The organism is Actinomadura roseirufa, from assembly GCF_900659635.1.
GTDB classification, from domain to species: Bacteria; Actinomycetota; Actinomycetes; order Streptosporangiales; family Streptosporangiaceae; genus Spirillospora; species Spirillospora roseirufa.
The window spans coordinates 19,477-36,050 of the sequence record NZ_CAACVB010000020.1 but is presented as its reverse complement, the minus strand read 5'-3'; the positions used below and the strand labels follow the sequence as shown (position 1 = coordinate 36,050).

The following is a 16,574-nucleotide window of genomic DNA, read 5'->3' as shown; positions in this document are numbered from 1 at the left end:
GGGGCGCTCTCGGCGGGCCCCGTCGAGGCCGGGCCATCGAGGCCGGGCCGTCGAGCACGGGGTCGTCGAGAGCGAGGTCGTCGAGGCTTCGACCGACGGCACCCTAGCGGATCTGTCCAGATAAAGGCTGGTAAAGCGGGCATCTTGCCCTGTCACAACTCAGTTGCGGCTGAGGCGGCCCGCATAGCTGAGCTGTGTGCCGGGCTTGTTCCACGTGTACTGGAGCGTCCCGTCCTGCTGCCGGGTGATCTGCACCGTCCCGTCCGTGCACGGCGGCGGGACGGCCAGCGCCATGTTCAGCGACCGCTCCGTCCCCTTGCTCAGCGTCAGCCTGCCGTTGCACTTCTCCCGCGGGTACAGCGCCTGCGCCGTGGTGCCGCCGCTCTCGAAGGTCACCTCGATCGGGAAGGACACGTTCCGGTTCCGGTTGACGACCGTCCCCTTCCACGTCCCGGCGAAGGACTGCGGGATCACCGTCACCGGACGGTTCCCGGACGGCGCGGGGCCCTTCCCGGCCGTGGGCGCCGGTCCGTCGTCCTTGAGCTGCGGCCACAGCACCAGCGCGATGATCGCGATGCCGACGCCCACCCCGATCGTCAGCGACAGCGCCACCCCCAGCACATGGTTGCTCGGACGGCGCAGCCGGACCGAGGGCAGTCCGCCCGTCTTGTGCCGCCCCCCGCCGTGCGGCGGCGCCATCCCGGGAATCAGGGGCGGGGCCGGGGACGGCCGTCCGGCGGGTTCTCCGGGGCCGATCGCGCCGAAGACCGCGGTCGCCCCGCCGTCCGGCGCGGAGTTCATTCCGCCGGGCGGCGGGCCGCCGTCCAGCACGTCGAACGTCGTCGTCGCCCCGCCGACCGCGTCGAAGGTCGCCGTCGGCTCGGCGGCGGGCCCCACCGCGTCGAACGCGGTCGTCGCCTCCCCGACCGCGCCGAACATCGCGGTCGACTCGAACGCCGTCGGGTCGAGCTCGACCACCTCCGGCGCTGACTTCGCGGATTTCGCGGGCTTCGCTGACTTCGGCCTACCCTGGCCGAGCGCCTCCGCGTTCCCCGGCGAGTGCGCGAGGCCGGGCCCAGGCGGCGGCGCGCCCATGGGGGAGCGCGGCAGGTCCGCCACGGGCCAGGGCCCACCGAACTGACTCTCCGGGACGGCCGCAGGGCCACCGCTACCGGCGAACCCCATGCCCGGACCCGCGAACCCGGCTCCCGGACCCCCGGCCCCAGAACCACCTCCCGCAGCAGGGCCCCACTGGCTGCCATTGCCGGCAGATCCTGAAGCACCGAAGCCGGAACTCACCGAAGGCGGCCCCATAGGCCCCTGCCCCAAAGCGTCCGAACCTTCCAGGACGGAACCACCCGCAGGAGCGAAGCCGGAGCTCGGCACACCACCACTCTGGCCACCCGACCCGAACCCGGTCGGCGCAGTCGAAGACGGCGTCTCCACCACCCGAGCTGACGCCTCCTCTGCCCAGGCTGGCGTCTCTCCCGGCTGGGGCGTCATCTCCGCTGCCCAGGCCGGCGTCTCCTTTGCCCAGGCCGGCATCTCCCCCGGCTGCGGTGGCGTCTCGACCGGCCGAGGCGACCCTTCGACTGCCCGGGGCGGCGCCTCTCCTGCCCAGGCCGGCGTCTCTCCCGGCTGGGGCGGCATCTGCGCTTCTCGGGGTGGCGTCTCCACTGCCCATGGCGTCTCCACCGGCCGTGGCGAAGCTCCCGCTGCCCAGGGTGGCGTCTCCCCTGGCTGGGGCGGCATCTCCGCTGCCCGGGGTGGCGTCTCCCCTGGCTGTGGCGACCCTCCCGCTGCCGGGGGTGGCGCTTCCACTGCCCAGGCCGGCATCTCCACCGGCTGCGGTGGCGTCTCCACCGGCTGGGGCGGCGTCCCCGCTGCTCGGGGTGGCGTCTCCACGGGGCGGGGCTGAACCGCCCCGGACACGAGAGCGCGCCCCTCCTCCACCATGGAGGCGGGCATACGCCCGGCCAGCACGCCCCCCTGGCCCAGAAGCCGCTCCAAGAGCCCCTTGGCCGTCGGACGCTCGGCCGGATTCTTCGCCAGCGCGTCCGCCATGACCTCCCGCAGGGAGTCGGGGACGGCCGACAGGTCGGGGTCGTCGTAGACGATGCGCTGCATGACCTCCGACGGCGAGTCGTCCCCGAACGGCGGCTTGCCCGTCGCCGCGAACAACAGCGTCGCCGCCCACGCGAACACGTCGGCCGCGGGACCGATGCCCTGGCCGCTGAGCTGCTCGGGAGCCCGGTAGGCGGGAGCCTCCGCCAGCGCACCCGTGGACGCCGCGTTCACCGCCTCCAGGGCGTGCGCGATACCGAAATCGCCCATCCGCGGTCCGCCACGGCCCAGCAGCACGTTGCCGGGTTTGAGGTCGTGGTGCAGGGCACCCGCCCGGTGCACCGCCGCCAGCGCGACCGCCATGCCAACCGCCAGGCGCTCCACGACGGCCCCACCGCGCACGCCCTCCTCGTCCACGAGCTGCCGCAGGGACGGACCGTCCACCCACTCGCTCACCACGTACGCCCGGTCACCCTCCACATCGGCGTCCAGAATCGCCGCCGTGCAGAACCCCGACACCTTCCGCGCCGGTGTGAACGCCCCAGCGAACCGGGACCGTGCCACGGGCTCGCCGCTCATTCGCACGTGCAGCAACTTCACGGCCACGACCCGGGCCGCCGCGTCCCTGCCGAGGAACACGGCGCCCTGCTCGCCCACGCCGAGCCGGCCCGTGATCTCGTACGCGCCGAGTCTCCGCGGGTCACCGGGCTGCAAGGGCAGCGCCTCGGGCATCTGACGAACCTCCGTGTCCTCCGGGGACCGCCGTCCCGCTCCCACTCGTCGCTCCCACTCGGCCAAGCCTGGCACCGGGGTCCATTGTTACCGCCTCCGGCGCCGCAGGTGGCCGGACGCCCAGGCCCGCCGACCCGGTAGCGTCGGTCGCGATGCCCCGGACACCGCTTTCCCCCGCCGTCCTCAACGAGGAGCGCGCCGCTCTCGGCCTGCCCCCGTACTCCGGCGCGGACGACCCCGCCGACCTGCGCCGGGCCGCCCTCGACACCGTCCTGGCCTCACTCGAGGCCGGGACCGCCGAACCGTCCCGCCCGGTCGTCAGGGGCGCGGTGCGCTACCTGCTCGACCGGCTCGCGGACCTGGCGCCCGGCCGATCGGTGGAGGTCCGCGTCCCGCCGCACGCCGCCGTCCAGTGCATCGACGGGCCGCACCATACCCGGGGAACCCCTCCGAATGTGGTGGAGATGGACGCCGAGACCTGGATCGGCCTGGCCACCGGCCGCCTGACCTGGCAGGAAGCCCTCACCACCAACCGCGTACGCGCCAGCGGCTCCCGTGCGGACCTGTCCGCCGTCCTCCCCCTCCCCCTTCCCTGAGCCACCCAGCCCACAGCAGCCCACCGAACCCCGCCCAGTCACCACCTAAAAGCTCGACCTCCACCCCGCGTGTCTGCGGGCGTCGTGTGGCAGCTGGGTGCCGCTGCTTGATGGACGCCCCAGCGGTTGGTCTGGCTGCGTGGTCTGGCTGTCGAGTGGATGACTCCGGGCAGCGGGACGTCGGTGGTTCGGCACGCCGAGGGGGTCGTCGTCGTGCGGGTGTGCCTGTGGCTGTTCAAGCGGTGGCCATGTCTGGGCTCGGTGGGTGCCCCCGGTTGGCGGGCTGGTTGTCGGGGTGGTGGCTCTGGGCTGGCAGATGCCGGTGGTTCGGGGCGCTGAGGGAGGGCGGTCGCGCGGGTGACAGGCACCCGTGGTTGCTGAAGCGGTGGCCATGTCTGGGCTTGGTGGGTGCCCCGGTTGGACGGTCCGGTCGTAGGGCGAGTGGCTCTGGGCTGCCAGGCCTCGGCAGTTCGGGGCGTCGAGGGGGCGGTGGTCGCGTGGTGTGGGTGTGTCTGTGGTTGCTGAAGTGGTGGTCCTGTCTGGGCTTGGTGGGTGCCTCGGTTGGGGGTCTGGTTGTCGGGGTGGGTGGCTCTGGGCTGGCAGACGCCGGTGGTTCGGGGCCCTGAGGGGATGGTGGTCGTGCGGGTGACGGGTGTCTGTGGTTGCTGATGCGGTGGTCCTGTTTGGGCTTGGTGGGTGCCCCGGTTGGGGAGTCTGGTTGCCGGGGTGAGCGGCCCTGAGCTGGTGGACGTCGGTGGTACGGGGCGCCTAAGGGGTGGTGGTCGCGTGGGTGAGGATGTGCGCGGGGGCTGCCGAGGCAGGGGACCTGTCTGGGCTCGGTAGGTGCTCTGGTTGTTGTCGAGGGCGGTTCAGGGCTGGGGGCGCCGCGCGGCCTGCGCCATTAGGCGTGGGCGCGGGTGTGGGTGTGTCTGAGGGGCTCCTCGTAGTGATCGGGCGCAACTCGGTGATCGGCCGACGGGGAGCGGGCGCTGATCAACCAGTGATCGGGGACGACAACAGGCGGGCGGTGCGGCGGCCGCCATGCACGACCCGCGCGCCGGTCGTGCCGCCGGCCCCGGTCAGGACCTCCACCACATGGCAGGACGGCACGATCGACGCCGCGCGCCGGACGTCCGCGTCCTCCCAGTAATGCAGGGACGTGAACGCGCGGTACCGGCCCGGGGCCGTCCCCCGCCGCACCGCGAGCGGCGTGTCTCGCAGCACCCGGCCGCCGAGCTTCAGCTCGCCGCCGCCCCGCAGCGACTCACCGCACGTCCACCGCGTGAGCTCGCCCGTCAACCAGGCCCGACTGCCTGAACTGCGTGCGCGTTCACACCGGTGCGGAAGGTGTCGGGGTTCTGCACGGCGGCGATCCTGGACGCCGATGTGGAGGGTGACCGGGCGTACGTGGTGAGCGAGTGGGTGGACGGTCCGTCCCTGCAGCAGCTCGTGGACGAGGAGGGCGTGCGCGGTGGGGCCGTCGTGGAGCGCCTGGCGGTCGGCATGGCGGTCGCGCTGGCGGCGGTGCACCGGGCGGGTGCCCTGCACCACGACCTCAAACCCGGCAACGTCCTGACGGGTTAGGGGGCTTCGGGTTGGGACGGGGGGACCTTCGGGGGCTGGGCGAAGGGGAACTCGTGTTCGACGCATGTGCGGCGGGCGGCGTCGGTCGGGTACTTGGACACGTCGCCGCACTGGGCGGCCTTGCTCAGCAGCCAGAGGAGGATCACGGACCCGAGGACGAGGGCGACGGCCGAACAGATCACGCCGGTGAGGGCGGGGCCGCGCTCGGCGTCCGGACGGGTCAGCGAGATCGTGCCGAGGACGAGGCCGACGGTCGCCGGGATCATGCCCAGCAGGCAGGCGGCGAGGCCCACGAGGCCGACGATGCCGAGCACCAAGGAGACCCTCGCCGGCCTGCTCCGCGCCGGCGGGGCCGGGGGCGAATAGGTCCGGTATCCAGGCATCGTCATGCGTACCTCCCCGTGTCGCCCCCCACATTCCCGCGCCCGGCGCGAACGCCGTGGTCCCAGGGGGTAAAGGTCGTTTAAGGAGATGCGCCGATCGGAGCAGGTGAACCGGGCATCTAGACTGGCGAACGTGCCTCTCCGTAATGGACGTCTGAGCCACGACATCGATCCCTCCGATCGCCCCCCGCAGGACGCCTGCGGGGTCTTCGGCGTTTGGGTCCCCGCGGACCAGGCGTCGCGGGCGGAGGTGAGCAAGCTCACCTACTACGGGCTGTACGCGCTCCAGCACCGCGGGCAGGAGTCGGCGGGAATCGCCGTCAGCGACGGCTCACGCATCGTCGTGTTCAAGGACATGGGCCTCGTCGCCCAGGTCTTCGACGAGTCGGTGCTGAACACGCTGCGCGGCCACATCGCCGTCGGCCACTGCCGGTACTCCACGACCGGCTCGCCGACGTGGGAGAACGCGCAGCCCACATTCAGGTCCACCGACACCGGCGGGCTCGCACTCGTCCACAACGGCAACCTGATCAACACGCCGGAGCTGGCGGCGCGGCTGGAGCCGGGCGTGCTGACCGCGACCACCGACACCGAGGTTCTGACGGCGCTTCTCGCCACCAGCGGCACCGCGGGCGAGGACGCGCCGGCCGCCGGTGACACGGCCGACCCGGGGCCGCTGGCGGCGGCCCGGGAGATCCTTCCGGCGACGCGGGGCGCGTACTCCCTGGTCTTCATGGACGAGGGCACCCTGTACGCCGCCCGCGATCCCGAGGGCATCCGTCCGCTCGTCCTCGGCAACCTGGAGGACCGGGGCTGGGTCGTCGCGTCCGAGACCGCCGCGCTCGACATCGTCGGCGCCCGTTTCGTCCGGGAGATCGAGCCGGGCGAGATGGTCGCGATCGACGGTGCCGGTGTCCGGTCCGAGCGCTTCGCCGAGGCTCGGCCGAAGGGCTGCCTGTTCGAGTACGTGTACCTGGCCAGGCCCGACACCACGATCGCCGGACGCAGCGTCCAGGCGACCCGCGTGGAGGTCGGCCGCCGGCTGGCGCGCGAGCATCCCGTCGAGGCCGACATGGTCATCCCGACTCCCGAGTCGGGCACCCCGGCCGCGATCGGGTACGCCGAGGCGTCCGGCATCCCCTATGGCCAGGGGCTGGTGAAGAACTCCTATGTCGGGCGCACGTTCATCCAGCCGTCCCAGACCATCCGCCAGCTCGGCATCCGCCTCAAGCTGAACCCGCTCCGCGAAACGATCGAGGGCAAACGCCTGGTCGTCGTGGACGACTCGATCGTGCGCGGCAACACCCAGCGCGCGATCGTCTCGATGCTCCGCGACGCCGGCGCCGCCGAGGTGCACGTCAGGATCTCCAGCCCGCCCGTGGCGTGGCCCTGCTTCTACGGCATCGACTTCGCCACCCGCGCCGAGCTGATCGCCGGAAACCTCTCGGTCGAGGAGATCCGCGACTCCATCGGCGCCGACAGCCTCGGTTTCATCTCGCTGGACGAGCTGATCTCCGCCTCCCGCATCCCCAAGGACAACCTGTGCCGGGCCTGTTTCGACGGCGTCTACCCGATCGAGGTGGAGCAGGACGCCCGGGGCAAGCACCTCCTGGAGGCCGGCCGCTCCTGAGCGGATCACCGTTCCGGGACGGTCCCGGAACGTTCCCGATCACGTCGAGAGGATGAGATGACCTCGTACGAGGCCGCCGGAGTCGACATCGCCGCCGGCGAACGCGCCGTCGAGCTGATGAAATCGAGGGTCGCCCGGTCGCGGCGGCCCGAGGTCGTCGACGACGCCAGCGGCTTCGCGGGACTGTTCGACGCCTCGGCGTTCCTGCGCTACCGGCGGCCCCTCCTCGCCACCTCCACCGACGGGGTCGGCACCAAGGTCGACCTGGCCCGCCGCCTCGGCGTGTACGACACCATCGGGCACGACCTGGTCGGCATGGTCATCGACGACCTGGCCGTGTGCGGCGCCGAACCTCTCTTCATGACCGACTACATCGCCTGCGGCAAGGTCGTCCCCGAGCGGATCGCAGACATCGTCGGCGGCATCGCCGACGCCTGCGCCCTCGCGGGCTGCGCCCTGGTCGGCGGGGAGACCGCGGAGCACCCGGGTCTCCTCGAGGCGGACGAGTTCGATATCGCCGGTGCCGGAACGGGCGTCGTCGAGGCCGACGAGCTCCTGGGACCCGATCGTGTTCGCCCCGGGGACGCCGTCATCGCCATGGCGTCGTCCGGCATCCACTCCAACGGCTATTCCCTCGTCCGTCACATCCTGGCTACGACGGACCTGACGCTGGAATCCCAGCCGGACGAGCTGGACCGTCCGCTAGGCGAGGAACTCCTCACCCCCACCCGCATTTACGCCAAAGACTGCCTGGCGCTGACCCGCGCCGGTGGCGTCCGGGCGTTCGCCCACATCACCGGCGGTGGTCTGGCCGCGAACCTGGCCCGTTCCCTGCCACCGACCGCGGACGCCGTGCTCAGCCGGTCGTCATGGGAGGTCCCCGCCATCTTCCGGACCCTCCAGGACCGGGGCGGCGTTCCACAGGCCGAAATGGACAAGACGTTCAACCTGGGCGTCGGCATGGCCGCCATCGTGAGCCCCGAGGCCGCCGACACGGCCCTCCGCCTCCTCGGAGACCGAGGCGTCCCCTCCTGGCACCTGGGCGAGATCACCACTGGCACGGGTACCACCACCCTCTCCTGAGCCGCCCGATCTGAGCGAGCTCCGCTGCCACCCATGCTCACGCTCGGCGACGGCCAAGAACAGTAGAACCGCATTCTGTGGATAACTCGACGCCCACCTGCCCACGGGGACTCACTGCCCCACTGCCCGCCGTCCCGGCATGGACGTCTCGAACGCCGCAAGCGGCCGATGGCCAGGCCGTCACACATCAGTCACCGTCCCGGCTGCCCTGATTCCCTTCACCGAGCCGTCCCCGCCTCCTAGCGCCCCGGCGGCCGTGGCCAGCCCGCCGGATGCCCCGGCCTCGCCACGCAGTTCGCCAGCGGCCGCCAGCCGCGCGAGGTGCTGGAACGTACCGCCGCCCTCGCACACCAGCTGATGCTCTCGACGCCGCTGTGGGGTTCTTGCCGAAGAAGTTGGCCTGTTCGGCGATGATCCTTTCGCCGAACAGCCCCTTAGTGATGGCGGGACCTGCGAGGGCGTGCCGGCGCGGCACCCGTACCCGAGGACCCGGCACGCCACCGCGTTCCGCAACGTGACCCGGCCCGCCCTCGGAAAGCAGGGCGCCGACATCCTGCGCTGGGACGAACTGGCCAAGACCGAGCAGGAGCGGCTGCGGCGGCCAGAACCGCAGGTCGAGTGGACCCGATGGCTCCCAGCTTCGGTGCCGACGCCGTCTGGCCACGGTCGGGAATAGTGCCGTGCGTTGCTCCCCACGGCATGGGGCCAGCCTGGAGAAAACCCCGAACGGTGAAGGCGGGCACGAGAGGGGCGCGACCGCTGACGGTGAGTCGCCATCCAGCGAGAGGGCCTCAGCCTGAGCGCTCTGGGCGTTCCTAGCGTTGGCGAAAGGAGGGCAAGGCTGGGGAACGGGTGCGGTGGTGGTGCGGGTGGAGTCGGCGGAGCCCGTGATGGGGCTGTTCGCCGAGCGTCGGCATGATGCCTCGGCCATGGCGTCGGCGGGCTCGTGGTGCCCGTGGTGGCCGTGAGGGGTTTGGGGGGCGCTGGGGGGAGTGAGGCGCAGGGGAGACGGTCGCGCGGGACGATCAGTTTGACGCTCTCCGGGCCTGTGGTTGAGCTGCCCGGATCGTCGCTGCGGTGTTCAGTGCCTTGTCGCCGGGTGGGCGTTTGGGTGGGCTCGTGGAGGTGCGGATTGCGAACTTTGGATCAGTGTGAGACGTCGGATCCGGTGTGCGGTTCATCGAAGGGGCTCAGTGGGCTGTGGGACGGTTTTGGCGGCTAGGCGGAGTCTGGGGATGGGTGAGGCGTTGGGCGGGCCCTCTGGGCGTGCTTGGGGGGCTCGGGGTGTATGCGGTGCTCATTCCGACGGGTTGGGCCTACGCCGACACCGCTCGGTACAGGTCCTCGGTCGAGAAGGTGCCCGAGACGCCGGTGGCGCTCGTGCTCGGGGCGGGGATCGGAGGGGATCAGCCGTCACCGCTCCTGGCGCGGCGCCTCGATCTGGCCGTTGACCTCTACCGGCGGGGGAAGGTCAAGGTGGTGCTGGTCTCCGGTGACAACCGGGTCAAGGGTTATGACGAGCCGACGGTGATGCGCGCCTACCTGATGAGGAAGGGCGTGCCGGAGCGCAAGATCGTGCGTGACTTCGCGGGACTGGAGACGTGGGACTCCTGTGCGCGCGCCAAACGGATCTTCGGCGTCACGCGGTTGACCGTCGTCACGCAGAGCTTTCACCTGCCCCGGGCGGTCGCGTTGTGCCGGGCCGCGGGGATCCAGGCGTGGGGAGTCGGGGACGACAGCATGGGCAGCCCGTACACGGACTCCACGATCTCCGGCTATATGCGAGAGCCGCTCGCCATGATGAAGGCCATGGGCAACCTGGCCCTCCAGCCCGATCCCGCACTGCTCGGCAGGAAAGAGCCCGGTGTGAGCGAGGCCCTGGCGTCCCCCTGACGCCCAAACGAACGCCACTGCCCGGATCCCGGGCAGTGGCGCCATGTCATCCGGTCAACCGGAGGTGCCGTCCTTGCGGTCCTCCGTGCCGTAGTCCTCTGCGAAGTCAGCGTACTTCTCGGCGAGCTCGTCATAGGAGTCTTCGCCGGAGTCGTTGACTCCCAGTTCGCTCTTCAGGCGGTCGAGGTCCGTGTTGCCGCTGTTGTACTTGAGCTGTCGGGCAACCTTTACCTGCTTGGCCTTGGCTCGGCCGCGACCCATTGGCTCGACCCCCTCGATGGTCAGGGCTTTCGTGGGCCCATCAACGCGCGCGTGTACCACACGAACCGGTGCCTGATGAGCCATGCGTCAGTCACGGATACAACCGTACCCGTTTTGCGCCCGGCTCGGTACATCGACGGTACGTGGCGGCGCTCTTGTTGCGGAGAACACCAGTGTATCTGGACCCTGCCAGGGGAGGACATGGTTCCAGAACCCTCCGGCGGGCCGAGCCGCCGGCAACGCCATAGCCGCCGTGGGACCAAGGGGCCAGCAGCCCACGGCGGCCTTGGAAACCGCTTGGTCAGAGCAGGATGCCGCGCAGACGTCCGATCTCAGACATGCGCCGCTCGGCGAGCCTGTCGGCGGCGACCGCCGGCGGGACGCCCTCGTCGGCGGCCAGCGCGAAGATCTTGCGAGTGGTCTCGAAGATCCCGGTGGCACGGGCTTTGGCACGATCGAAATCGAAACCATCGATCTCGTCGGCCACTTGGATGACGCCCCCGGAGTTGACGACGTAGTCGGGTGCGTACAGGACGTCACGGTCGGCGAGGCGCTTCTCGATGCCCGTGTGGGCGAGCTGGTTGTTGGCGGCGCCGCACACGACACGGGCAGTGAGTACAGGAACGGTCTCGTCGTTCAGGGCCCCGCCGAGCGCGCAGGGGGCGTAGACGTCGAGTTCGGTGCGGACCATCGCGTCCCTGTCCGCGACGACCTCAACCTCCGGGTGCAGGGACCGTACCCGCTCGACGGCCGCCGTGTTGACGTCGCAGATCACGACGTCCGCGCCGTCCTCGCGCAGATGCTCGACCAGACGGTGTCCGACCTTGCCCACGCCTTCGACCCCGACGCGCCTGCCCCGCAGGGTTGGGACGCCCCACGCGGTCTCCGCGGCGGCCCGCATGCCCTGGAAGACACCGAACGCGGTGAGGATGGACGAGTCGCCCGCCCCGCCGTGCTCGACCGTCCGGCCGGTCACGTAACGGGACTCGCGCGCGATGACGTCCATGTCCTCGCTGTAGGTACCGACGTCGCACGCGGTGTAGTAGCGGCCGTTCAGCGACTGGACGAAGCGCCCGTACGCCCTCAGCAGCGCCTCCGACTTGTCAATGGCGGGATCACCGATGATGACGGCCTTGCCTCCGCCGAGGTCCAGCCCGGCCAGGGCGTTCTTGTAAGCCATGCCCCTGGAAAGGTTCAGCACGTCGGTGAGCGCCTCCTCCTCCGACCCGTACGGGTAGAAGCGGGTGCCGCCCAGGGACGGGCCGAGCGCCGTGGAGTAGATCGCGATGATCGCGCGCAGGCCGCTGGCCTCGTCCTGGCAGAAGACGACCTGCTCGTGTCGGGGTTCTGAGCCCTTGTGAGGCGAACCGAAGACATTAGGCACGGTAGTGCCCTCCTCTCTGTCTGTGGATCAGCCTAGAGGGGCGCGATGTTCAGATGACCGTCCTGGGGTGCTTTCAGTGGCGACGCGGCCTCTCGATGGTCCCGCAGGTAACGCGGCTGTCTCGGTGGCGATGACAGGGCATCGCGGGAGCTGGTCTCATGTCACGATGCGGGTGTGTTTCCGTACGCCGCGTACCTACGGGTATATGAACCGGTGACCGCCTTCCCGGAGCCCGCGCGGACCCTGTGGACCGTCTATGCCGACTCCAAGCGACGCCCACGGCGGATCCACGCGCTCATGGCCGAGCACGGTGAGGCGGCCCGGCGGCTCACCGCGTCCCCGCCCGAGGTGGCGCCGGACCGCGAGAGCAGGGACGCCTACGTCCGGCGTTCCGGCGACATGATCTACGTATGCCCCTGGGAGACGCGGCTGCGCTCCTGGCTCGCCTTCGAGCGCTTCCGGGACGAGCGGTCCGCGAGCGTCGCCGCGGCGTTCGTCCCGCCTCCCGTGGGCGAGAGGGTCGCCCGGGACTTCGAGCACTGGAAGCGGTCGGGCCGGCCGCTGCGCCCCCACATCCAGACGAGCACCTGGCATGTTCCGCTGGAGTGGTTCGTGCCGTTCGCGGGCGCCGAGCGCTGCCTGATGCTCGGCGCACCGGGCACCGGCTACCGCAAAACGGACGACGCTCTCCAAGAACATGCAGGTCATGGCCCTGCGACGGCCGCTCCGACGCGTACCCTCATCTACGTCACCCCGATGGGGGAGGCGCGACGCAGGGTGTCGGCCGCCCTGGTGGCGGTGCGTGACGACCTGGGGGACGGCGCCGTCTCCCCGTCCACCGGACGACTGGAGACGCTCGGCCGGTGGCTGGGGGACTTCCACCCGCGCGCACTCGTGGAGCTGGACTACGGCGGGCTCGTCCACCTCCTGGACGACCAGACCCTGAGCGCCGACGAGTCGGTCGCGGAGATGGCCGTGGCGCTCGCCGCGGGCGCGCGGGGCGAGGCCGAGCTGGCGGTCGCGATGTACAAGCGGCTCCGGGCCCGGTGGCGCCCCGTGAGGGCCCTCGAAGCGGCGAACTAAAACAAATTTCCCGAATCCGCGCGCGATACGACTATACGTGTCGCTAGAATCACGCAGCGTGACCCAGTGCACACCGAACACGCGCAGCTCCCCGCGCTCGCGGGGATGTTTGCACGCAACTACCGCCAGGAACTTGCTTGTTGCGCTGAGTGGTGGCAAGGTTACACGTTGTGATGTCATAGTGGCTCTTTCGGGCCATAGGGGACATCAGTGACCGCGCGAGGATCAATCGCAGGATCGCTGTCATCGGTCCACGGAGGAGAGGCCGCAAACATGTCAGCACGTACGCCAGAGGCCGAGCCCCTGCTGACGCCGGCGGAGGTGGCGACGATGTTCCGCGTCGACCCCAAGACCGTCACGCGCTGGGCTAAGGCCGGGAAGCTCACGTCCATCCGCACGCTCGGGGGGCACCGGCGCTACCGCGAGGCGGAGGTGCGGGCGCTGCTGGCGGGAATCCCGCAACAGCGCTCGGAGTAACGAGTCCGGCCCGGCGGGGGGTTCGCCGGAACCGCCGGACGGACCGGCGGGATGTTTGGGGGTCAGGGGGCCGCTGAGCGACCTCGCACGCCGACTTCGGGCGAGGACGCTTCGGAGGCCTCCTGGACGAACGGCCCGGGACCACGGTCATCCGAGAATCGCGGTCCCGGACCGCGCACCGTACGACGCGCACCGTTCGATCGGACGTCCCGCCCGCAACCGCGGGCGGGACATCCGCGCGTCCAAGCGCCCACCTCTCTGCTCACCGCCCTGCTCATTTCTCTGCTCACCGCCCTGCCTGCCTCTCTGCTCGCCTCCACGCTCACCTCCCCACTCGCCACTGCTCATCTCCGTGCCTCATCTCCCCGTTCATCCCACGCTCGCCTCCACCCCGCTTCTGCCTCCCACCCACGAAGAACGACACCACCCCCCACCCCGTACCTGCTTCCTCACTCCCTGCCCCCCAAGTACTGACCGCCCCCTGGCGCCCCCCGCCATCCGCTCTGGACCACCTCCCCTCCGAACCGACGGCCCGGCCCCCTCCCACGCGCCCACCGATCCCACCGATCCCACCGATCCATCCCCCGATCGCCGGACCGGCCCCTGCCATACGAACCAACGGCGCCCTGCCGGGAGCACTGTGAAGCTCGCCGCTGTCGGCGGGCGCGTCGGGCGGTTGGGCCGGTTGCTTGGGGACGTGCCCTGGAATGGGGGCGGTGCCTCTGCGGCGGGTCTCACGGAGCCAGGTCGCTGGGTGTGAGGGACGGCACGGCGTGGTGGGGGCCCGGTTATGGCCTGGTGAGGCGGGGGTTTAGGTGTGGCGGGCTGGTAGGGCTTTTGGGACAGGTGAGAGTTAGAAGTCCACAAGAGGACAAAATGTCGCTTCTGTGAAGCCGACGAACCCCGGACGGACGATCAGGGGTTGGGGTGGAGTTCCTCTTGGGCCAGCCGGTCGAAGAGGGCCCCGGTCGTGGGGTCGTGGCGGCCCGCAACGTGGAGCATGACCACCAGGTGGTCGACCAGGAGACGTTCCAGATCGGGACGGGTGAGGTCGCGTCTCTCCAGCCAGTCGAGCCCGGCGGTCTCCACCACGGCCATCCAGGAGCGCAGGGTGATCCGCAGGATGGGCTGGGGCGACTCCACGCCGAGTGCGTGGAGGATGCGGTCGAGCAGGAGCTGGCGTATGCCGTCCACGATCTCGCCGACCTCGCCGGAGCGGTCGGCGGGCCCGCCGCGCAACAGAGCGGTGTAGCCGGCGGCATGGCTCTCGACGAAGTCGAAGTAGCGTTCCAAGGAGATCCGGAGGCGTTCGAGCGGCCGGCCCTCCGCGGGCGGTTCGAGCAGGACCGACAATTGCTTCGCGGCGCTCCCGAGGGCCGCAAGGTACAGCTCGTACTTTCCGCCGAAGTAGTGGTAGACCAATGCGCGGGAGGCGCCCGCGGCGGCGGCGACGTCGTCGATCGAGATGTCTTCGGGGGGACGGGTGCTGAACAGCTGCAGCGCCGCCTCGATCAGTTCCTCCCGGCGTTCGTCGACGCTGAGCCTGCGACGCCCTCGCCCGCCGCTCTGCCGGCTCCGCGCCTTTCCACCGGCCACCGCGCGATCTCCCACCTGGGCAGCGTATCCGAGCGCGGACGGGCGCAGGCCGTGTCCACAGGCGTCGCAGCGGCCTTTTCCCGGGGCCGTGATCGGCTCCCCGCGACCCTGTGATCCGGAACACCACTGCCCCGAACTGCCATTGGCGGATGCCCGTTACTCACTGTTGCGACGATATGGGGTGAAGGCGAGGCATCATGGCATCTCCTCCCGAGCGGAGGAGGCGCGACGACTCCCTATGACCCACCCCGGAGCGCCGTGGCAGCAGGTCCTGCAGGCCCCCTGGACGGAGTGCCATGTCAGCTGGTGAAGGAAACCCCCCGCACGACAGTACGGTGCTGGGAGAGGGCGCGGTTCCCCCGCCGCGTAGTCCCTCTCCTCCAGCGCGAGGAGAGGAGGGGAGAAGCCTGCCCGCACCGAAACCGACCATCCGCAACGTCGCGGAGCGGGCCGGCGTCTCCAAGTCCCTGGTCTCACTGGTGATGCGGGGGTCACCGCACGTGAGCGAACGCCGGAGGCAGGCCGTCCTGCAGGCCGCGCGTGAGCTCGGCTACCGGCCGAACGCGGTGGCGCGGAGTTTGGTGGAAGGGCGGACGCGGTTGATCGGCGCGATCGTGGCCGACCTCCACAACCCGTTCTTCGCCGAGTTCCTGGACGGGTTGCAGGAGAGCCTGCACGGTGCCGGGCTGCGGATGCTGGTAGGCAGCGGCCGCTGGGATCCGCTGTTCGAGGCCGAGGCGGTCGAGGCGTTCCTGGAGATGCGGGTGGACGGGCTGGTGCTGCTCAGCGTCGTCCCCGAGTCGCTGAAGGAGGCCGCGGCGAGCGTGCCGGTGGTGGTCGTCGGGGAACGCGATGTCGTCGGGGTGGACATCGTGGTGGACGACGACGAGCTCGGCGCGAGCCTCGCCGTCGACCATCTGGTCGAGCTGGGGCACCGGCGGATCGCGCACATCGAGGGGGCGCGGTCGACCACGGCGCGGTACCGGCGCGCGGGGTACGAGAAGGCGATGCGGCGGCACGGCCTGACCGACGAGATCGTCGTCGAGCCGGGCGACTTCACCGAGGAGGGCGGCTACCGGGCGACCCGGGCGCTGCTGCGCCGCGACCGCCGTCCCACCGCGATCTTCGCGCCGAACGACCTGGTGGCGACCGGGGCGCTGTCGGCGGCGGACGAGCTGGAGATGCGGGTGCCGACGCAGCTGTCGATCGTCGGGTACGACAACACGCATCTCGCCGCGATCCGGCACATCTCGCTGACGAGTGTGGACCAGCCGCGCCGGGACATGGGACGCGTCGCGGCGGAACTGCTGACGGCGCGCATCGGCGATCCGGCCCGGAACGCGCGGCAGAACCTGGTCGTCCCGCACCTGGTCGTGCGGTCGACGACGGGCCCGGCCCCCAGCCTGTAGCGCGCACCCCGCTCCCAGACGGACGATCGCCCGCACGGCTCCCGATCCCGCCAACCGCAATCGTGGCCCGTGCCCGCGTCCCCGAAGCCTCGCGCTTCCGCACGCGGTACGGGCAGGGTCGATCGTTCCTCGAACTGGTGCGCGCCGAGTAAGGGGCTGGCCAAGCCTCGCGCATTCGCCGGACTCCCGGACGTCGCCGGGGGGTTAATGGACACTCGATCGTCCGGCGTGCCGATGGCACCCGGCCCGGGTGGTCTCGGGGGAGGCCGCCCGGGCCCGGCGACGCCGGGCGGACACGGTCGGTGACAGGTCCGGCGTGTCGGTCACCGTGTCGTGGTCACTGTGTCGTGGTCGCTGTGTCATGGTCGCCGTGCTGCTTCATCGTGATGTCGCCGCGAT

Annotated in this window: 15 protein-coding genes; 9 read left to right on the top strand and 6 right to left on the bottom strand. The window is 70.9% G+C overall.

The genetic code is table 11. The annotated features are described in order from the left end of the window. Window positions 1-159: 159 nt before the first annotated feature. Complete coding sequence (locus tag E1291_RS06940; protein ID WP_131736891.1) at window positions 160-2,796, bottom strand: serine/threonine protein kinase; 2,637 nt, start codon at window positions 2,794-2,796, stop codon at window positions 160-162. Window positions 2,797-2,948: 152 nt separating this feature from the next. On the opposite strand from E1291_RS06940, the gene E1291_RS06935 reads away from it, so the two are divergent. Further along, complete coding sequence (locus E1291_RS06935; RefSeq protein ID WP_131736890.1) at window positions 2,949-3,392, top strand: sterol carrier family protein; 444 nt, start codon at window positions 2,949-2,951, stop codon at window positions 3,390-3,392. Window positions 3,393-4,385: 993 nt separating this feature from the next. On the opposite strand, the gene E1291_RS06930 is transcribed toward E1291_RS06935, so the two are convergent. After that, a complete protein-coding gene (locus E1291_RS06930) occupies window positions 4,386-4,691 on the bottom strand; it encodes a hypothetical protein (RefSeq protein ID WP_131736889.1) in 306 nt (101 codons plus the stop codon). Between the two features lie 39 nt (window positions 4,692-4,730). On the opposite strand from E1291_RS06930, the gene E1291_RS06925 reads away from it, so the two are divergent. Next, window positions 4,731-4,976 carry a protein kinase domain-containing protein gene (locus E1291_RS06925; RefSeq protein ID WP_131736888.1) on the top strand — a complete coding sequence of 82 codons (246 nt, stop codon included), beginning with the start codon at window positions 4,731-4,733 and terminating at the stop codon, window positions 4,974-4,976. Here the strand turns inward: E1291_RS06925 and E1291_RS06920 are convergent. Next, window positions 4,973-5,365 carry a DUF4190 domain-containing protein gene (locus tag E1291_RS06920; RefSeq protein ID WP_131736887.1) on the bottom strand — a complete coding sequence of 131 codons (393 nt, stop codon included), beginning with the start codon at window positions 5,363-5,365 and terminating at the stop codon, window positions 4,973-4,975. The two genes, E1291_RS06925 and E1291_RS06920, sit on opposite strands and share 4 nt — an antisense overlap. A gap of 82 nt (window positions 5,366-5,447) precedes the next feature. Between E1291_RS06920 and purF the strand changes: the two genes are divergently transcribed. The 4 genes from purF to E1291_RS06900 all read left to right on the top strand — a co-directional run bounded on the left by purF (window position 5,448) and on the right by E1291_RS06900 (window position 9,965). Continuing rightward, entirely contained in the window at window positions 5,448-6,989 is a 1,542-nt protein-coding gene (gene purF, locus E1291_RS06915; protein WP_131736886.1) for an amidophosphoribosyltransferase, read from the top strand. Between the two features lie 57 nt (window positions 6,990-7,046). Next, on the top strand, window positions 7,047-8,072 hold the full coding sequence (purM, locus tag E1291_RS06910) for a phosphoribosylformylglycinamidine cyclo-ligase (RefSeq protein ID WP_131736885.1): 1,026 nt from the start codon (window positions 7,047-7,049) through the stop codon (window positions 8,070-8,072). Window positions 8,073-8,532: 460 nt separating this feature from the next. After that, window positions 8,533-8,748 (top strand): hypothetical protein, encoded by a 216-nt coding sequence (locus tag E1291_RS06905; protein WP_131736884.1) that lies wholly within the window; start codon window positions 8,533-8,535, stop codon window positions 8,746-8,748. A 617-nt stretch (window positions 8,749-9,365) separates the two neighbouring features. Next, window positions 9,366-9,965, top strand: a complete 600-nt coding sequence (locus E1291_RS06900) for a SanA/YdcF family protein (RefSeq protein ID WP_242613990.1) — start codon at window positions 9,366-9,368, stop codon at window positions 9,963-9,965. Between the two features lie 54 nt (window positions 9,966-10,019). Here E1291_RS06900 and E1291_RS06895 read toward each other — a convergent pair whose 3' ends face one another. Beyond that, the gene (locus tag E1291_RS06895; RefSeq protein ID WP_131736910.1) at window positions 10,020-10,226 is read right to left on the bottom strand and encodes a DUF3073 domain-containing protein; all 207 of its coding nucleotides are present in this window, start codon (window positions 10,224-10,226) and stop codon (window positions 10,020-10,022) included. 301 nt (window positions 10,227-10,527) lie between these two features. Then, window positions 10,528-11,610 carry a Glu/Leu/Phe/Val family dehydrogenase gene (locus E1291_RS06890; RefSeq protein ID WP_131736882.1) on the bottom strand — a complete coding sequence of 361 codons (1,083 nt, stop codon included), beginning with the start codon at window positions 11,608-11,610 and terminating at the stop codon, window positions 10,528-10,530. 174 nt (window positions 11,611-11,784) lie between these two features. On the opposite strand from E1291_RS06890, the gene E1291_RS06885 reads away from it, so the two are divergent. Both E1291_RS06885 and bldC read left to right on the top strand, forming a co-directional pair. Further along, window positions 11,785-12,693, top strand: coding sequence for a DUF8083 family protein (locus tag E1291_RS06885; RefSeq protein ID WP_131736881.1), 909 nt, complete (start codon window positions 11,785-11,787; stop codon window positions 12,691-12,693). Window positions 12,694-12,966: 273 nt separating this feature from the next. Further along, complete coding sequence (gene bldC / locus E1291_RS06880) at window positions 12,967-13,170, top strand: developmental transcriptional regulator BldC (protein ID WP_012850682.1); 204 nt, start codon at window positions 12,967-12,969, stop codon at window positions 13,168-13,170. A gap of 915 nt (window positions 13,171-14,085) precedes the next feature. Here bldC and E1291_RS06875 read toward each other — a convergent pair. Continuing rightward, window positions 14,086-14,781 carry a TetR/AcrR family transcriptional regulator gene (locus E1291_RS06875; RefSeq protein WP_131736880.1) on the bottom strand — a complete coding sequence of 232 codons (696 nt, stop codon included), beginning with the start codon at window positions 14,779-14,781 and terminating at the stop codon, window positions 14,086-14,088. A 281-nt stretch (window positions 14,782-15,062) separates the two neighbouring features. On the opposite strand from E1291_RS06875, the gene E1291_RS06870 reads away from it, so the two are divergent. Further along, window positions 15,063-16,175, top strand: coding sequence for a LacI family DNA-binding transcriptional regulator (locus E1291_RS06870; protein WP_370770957.1), 1,113 nt, complete (start codon window positions 15,063-15,065; stop codon window positions 16,173-16,175). Window positions 16,176-16,574: the final 399 nt, after the last annotated feature.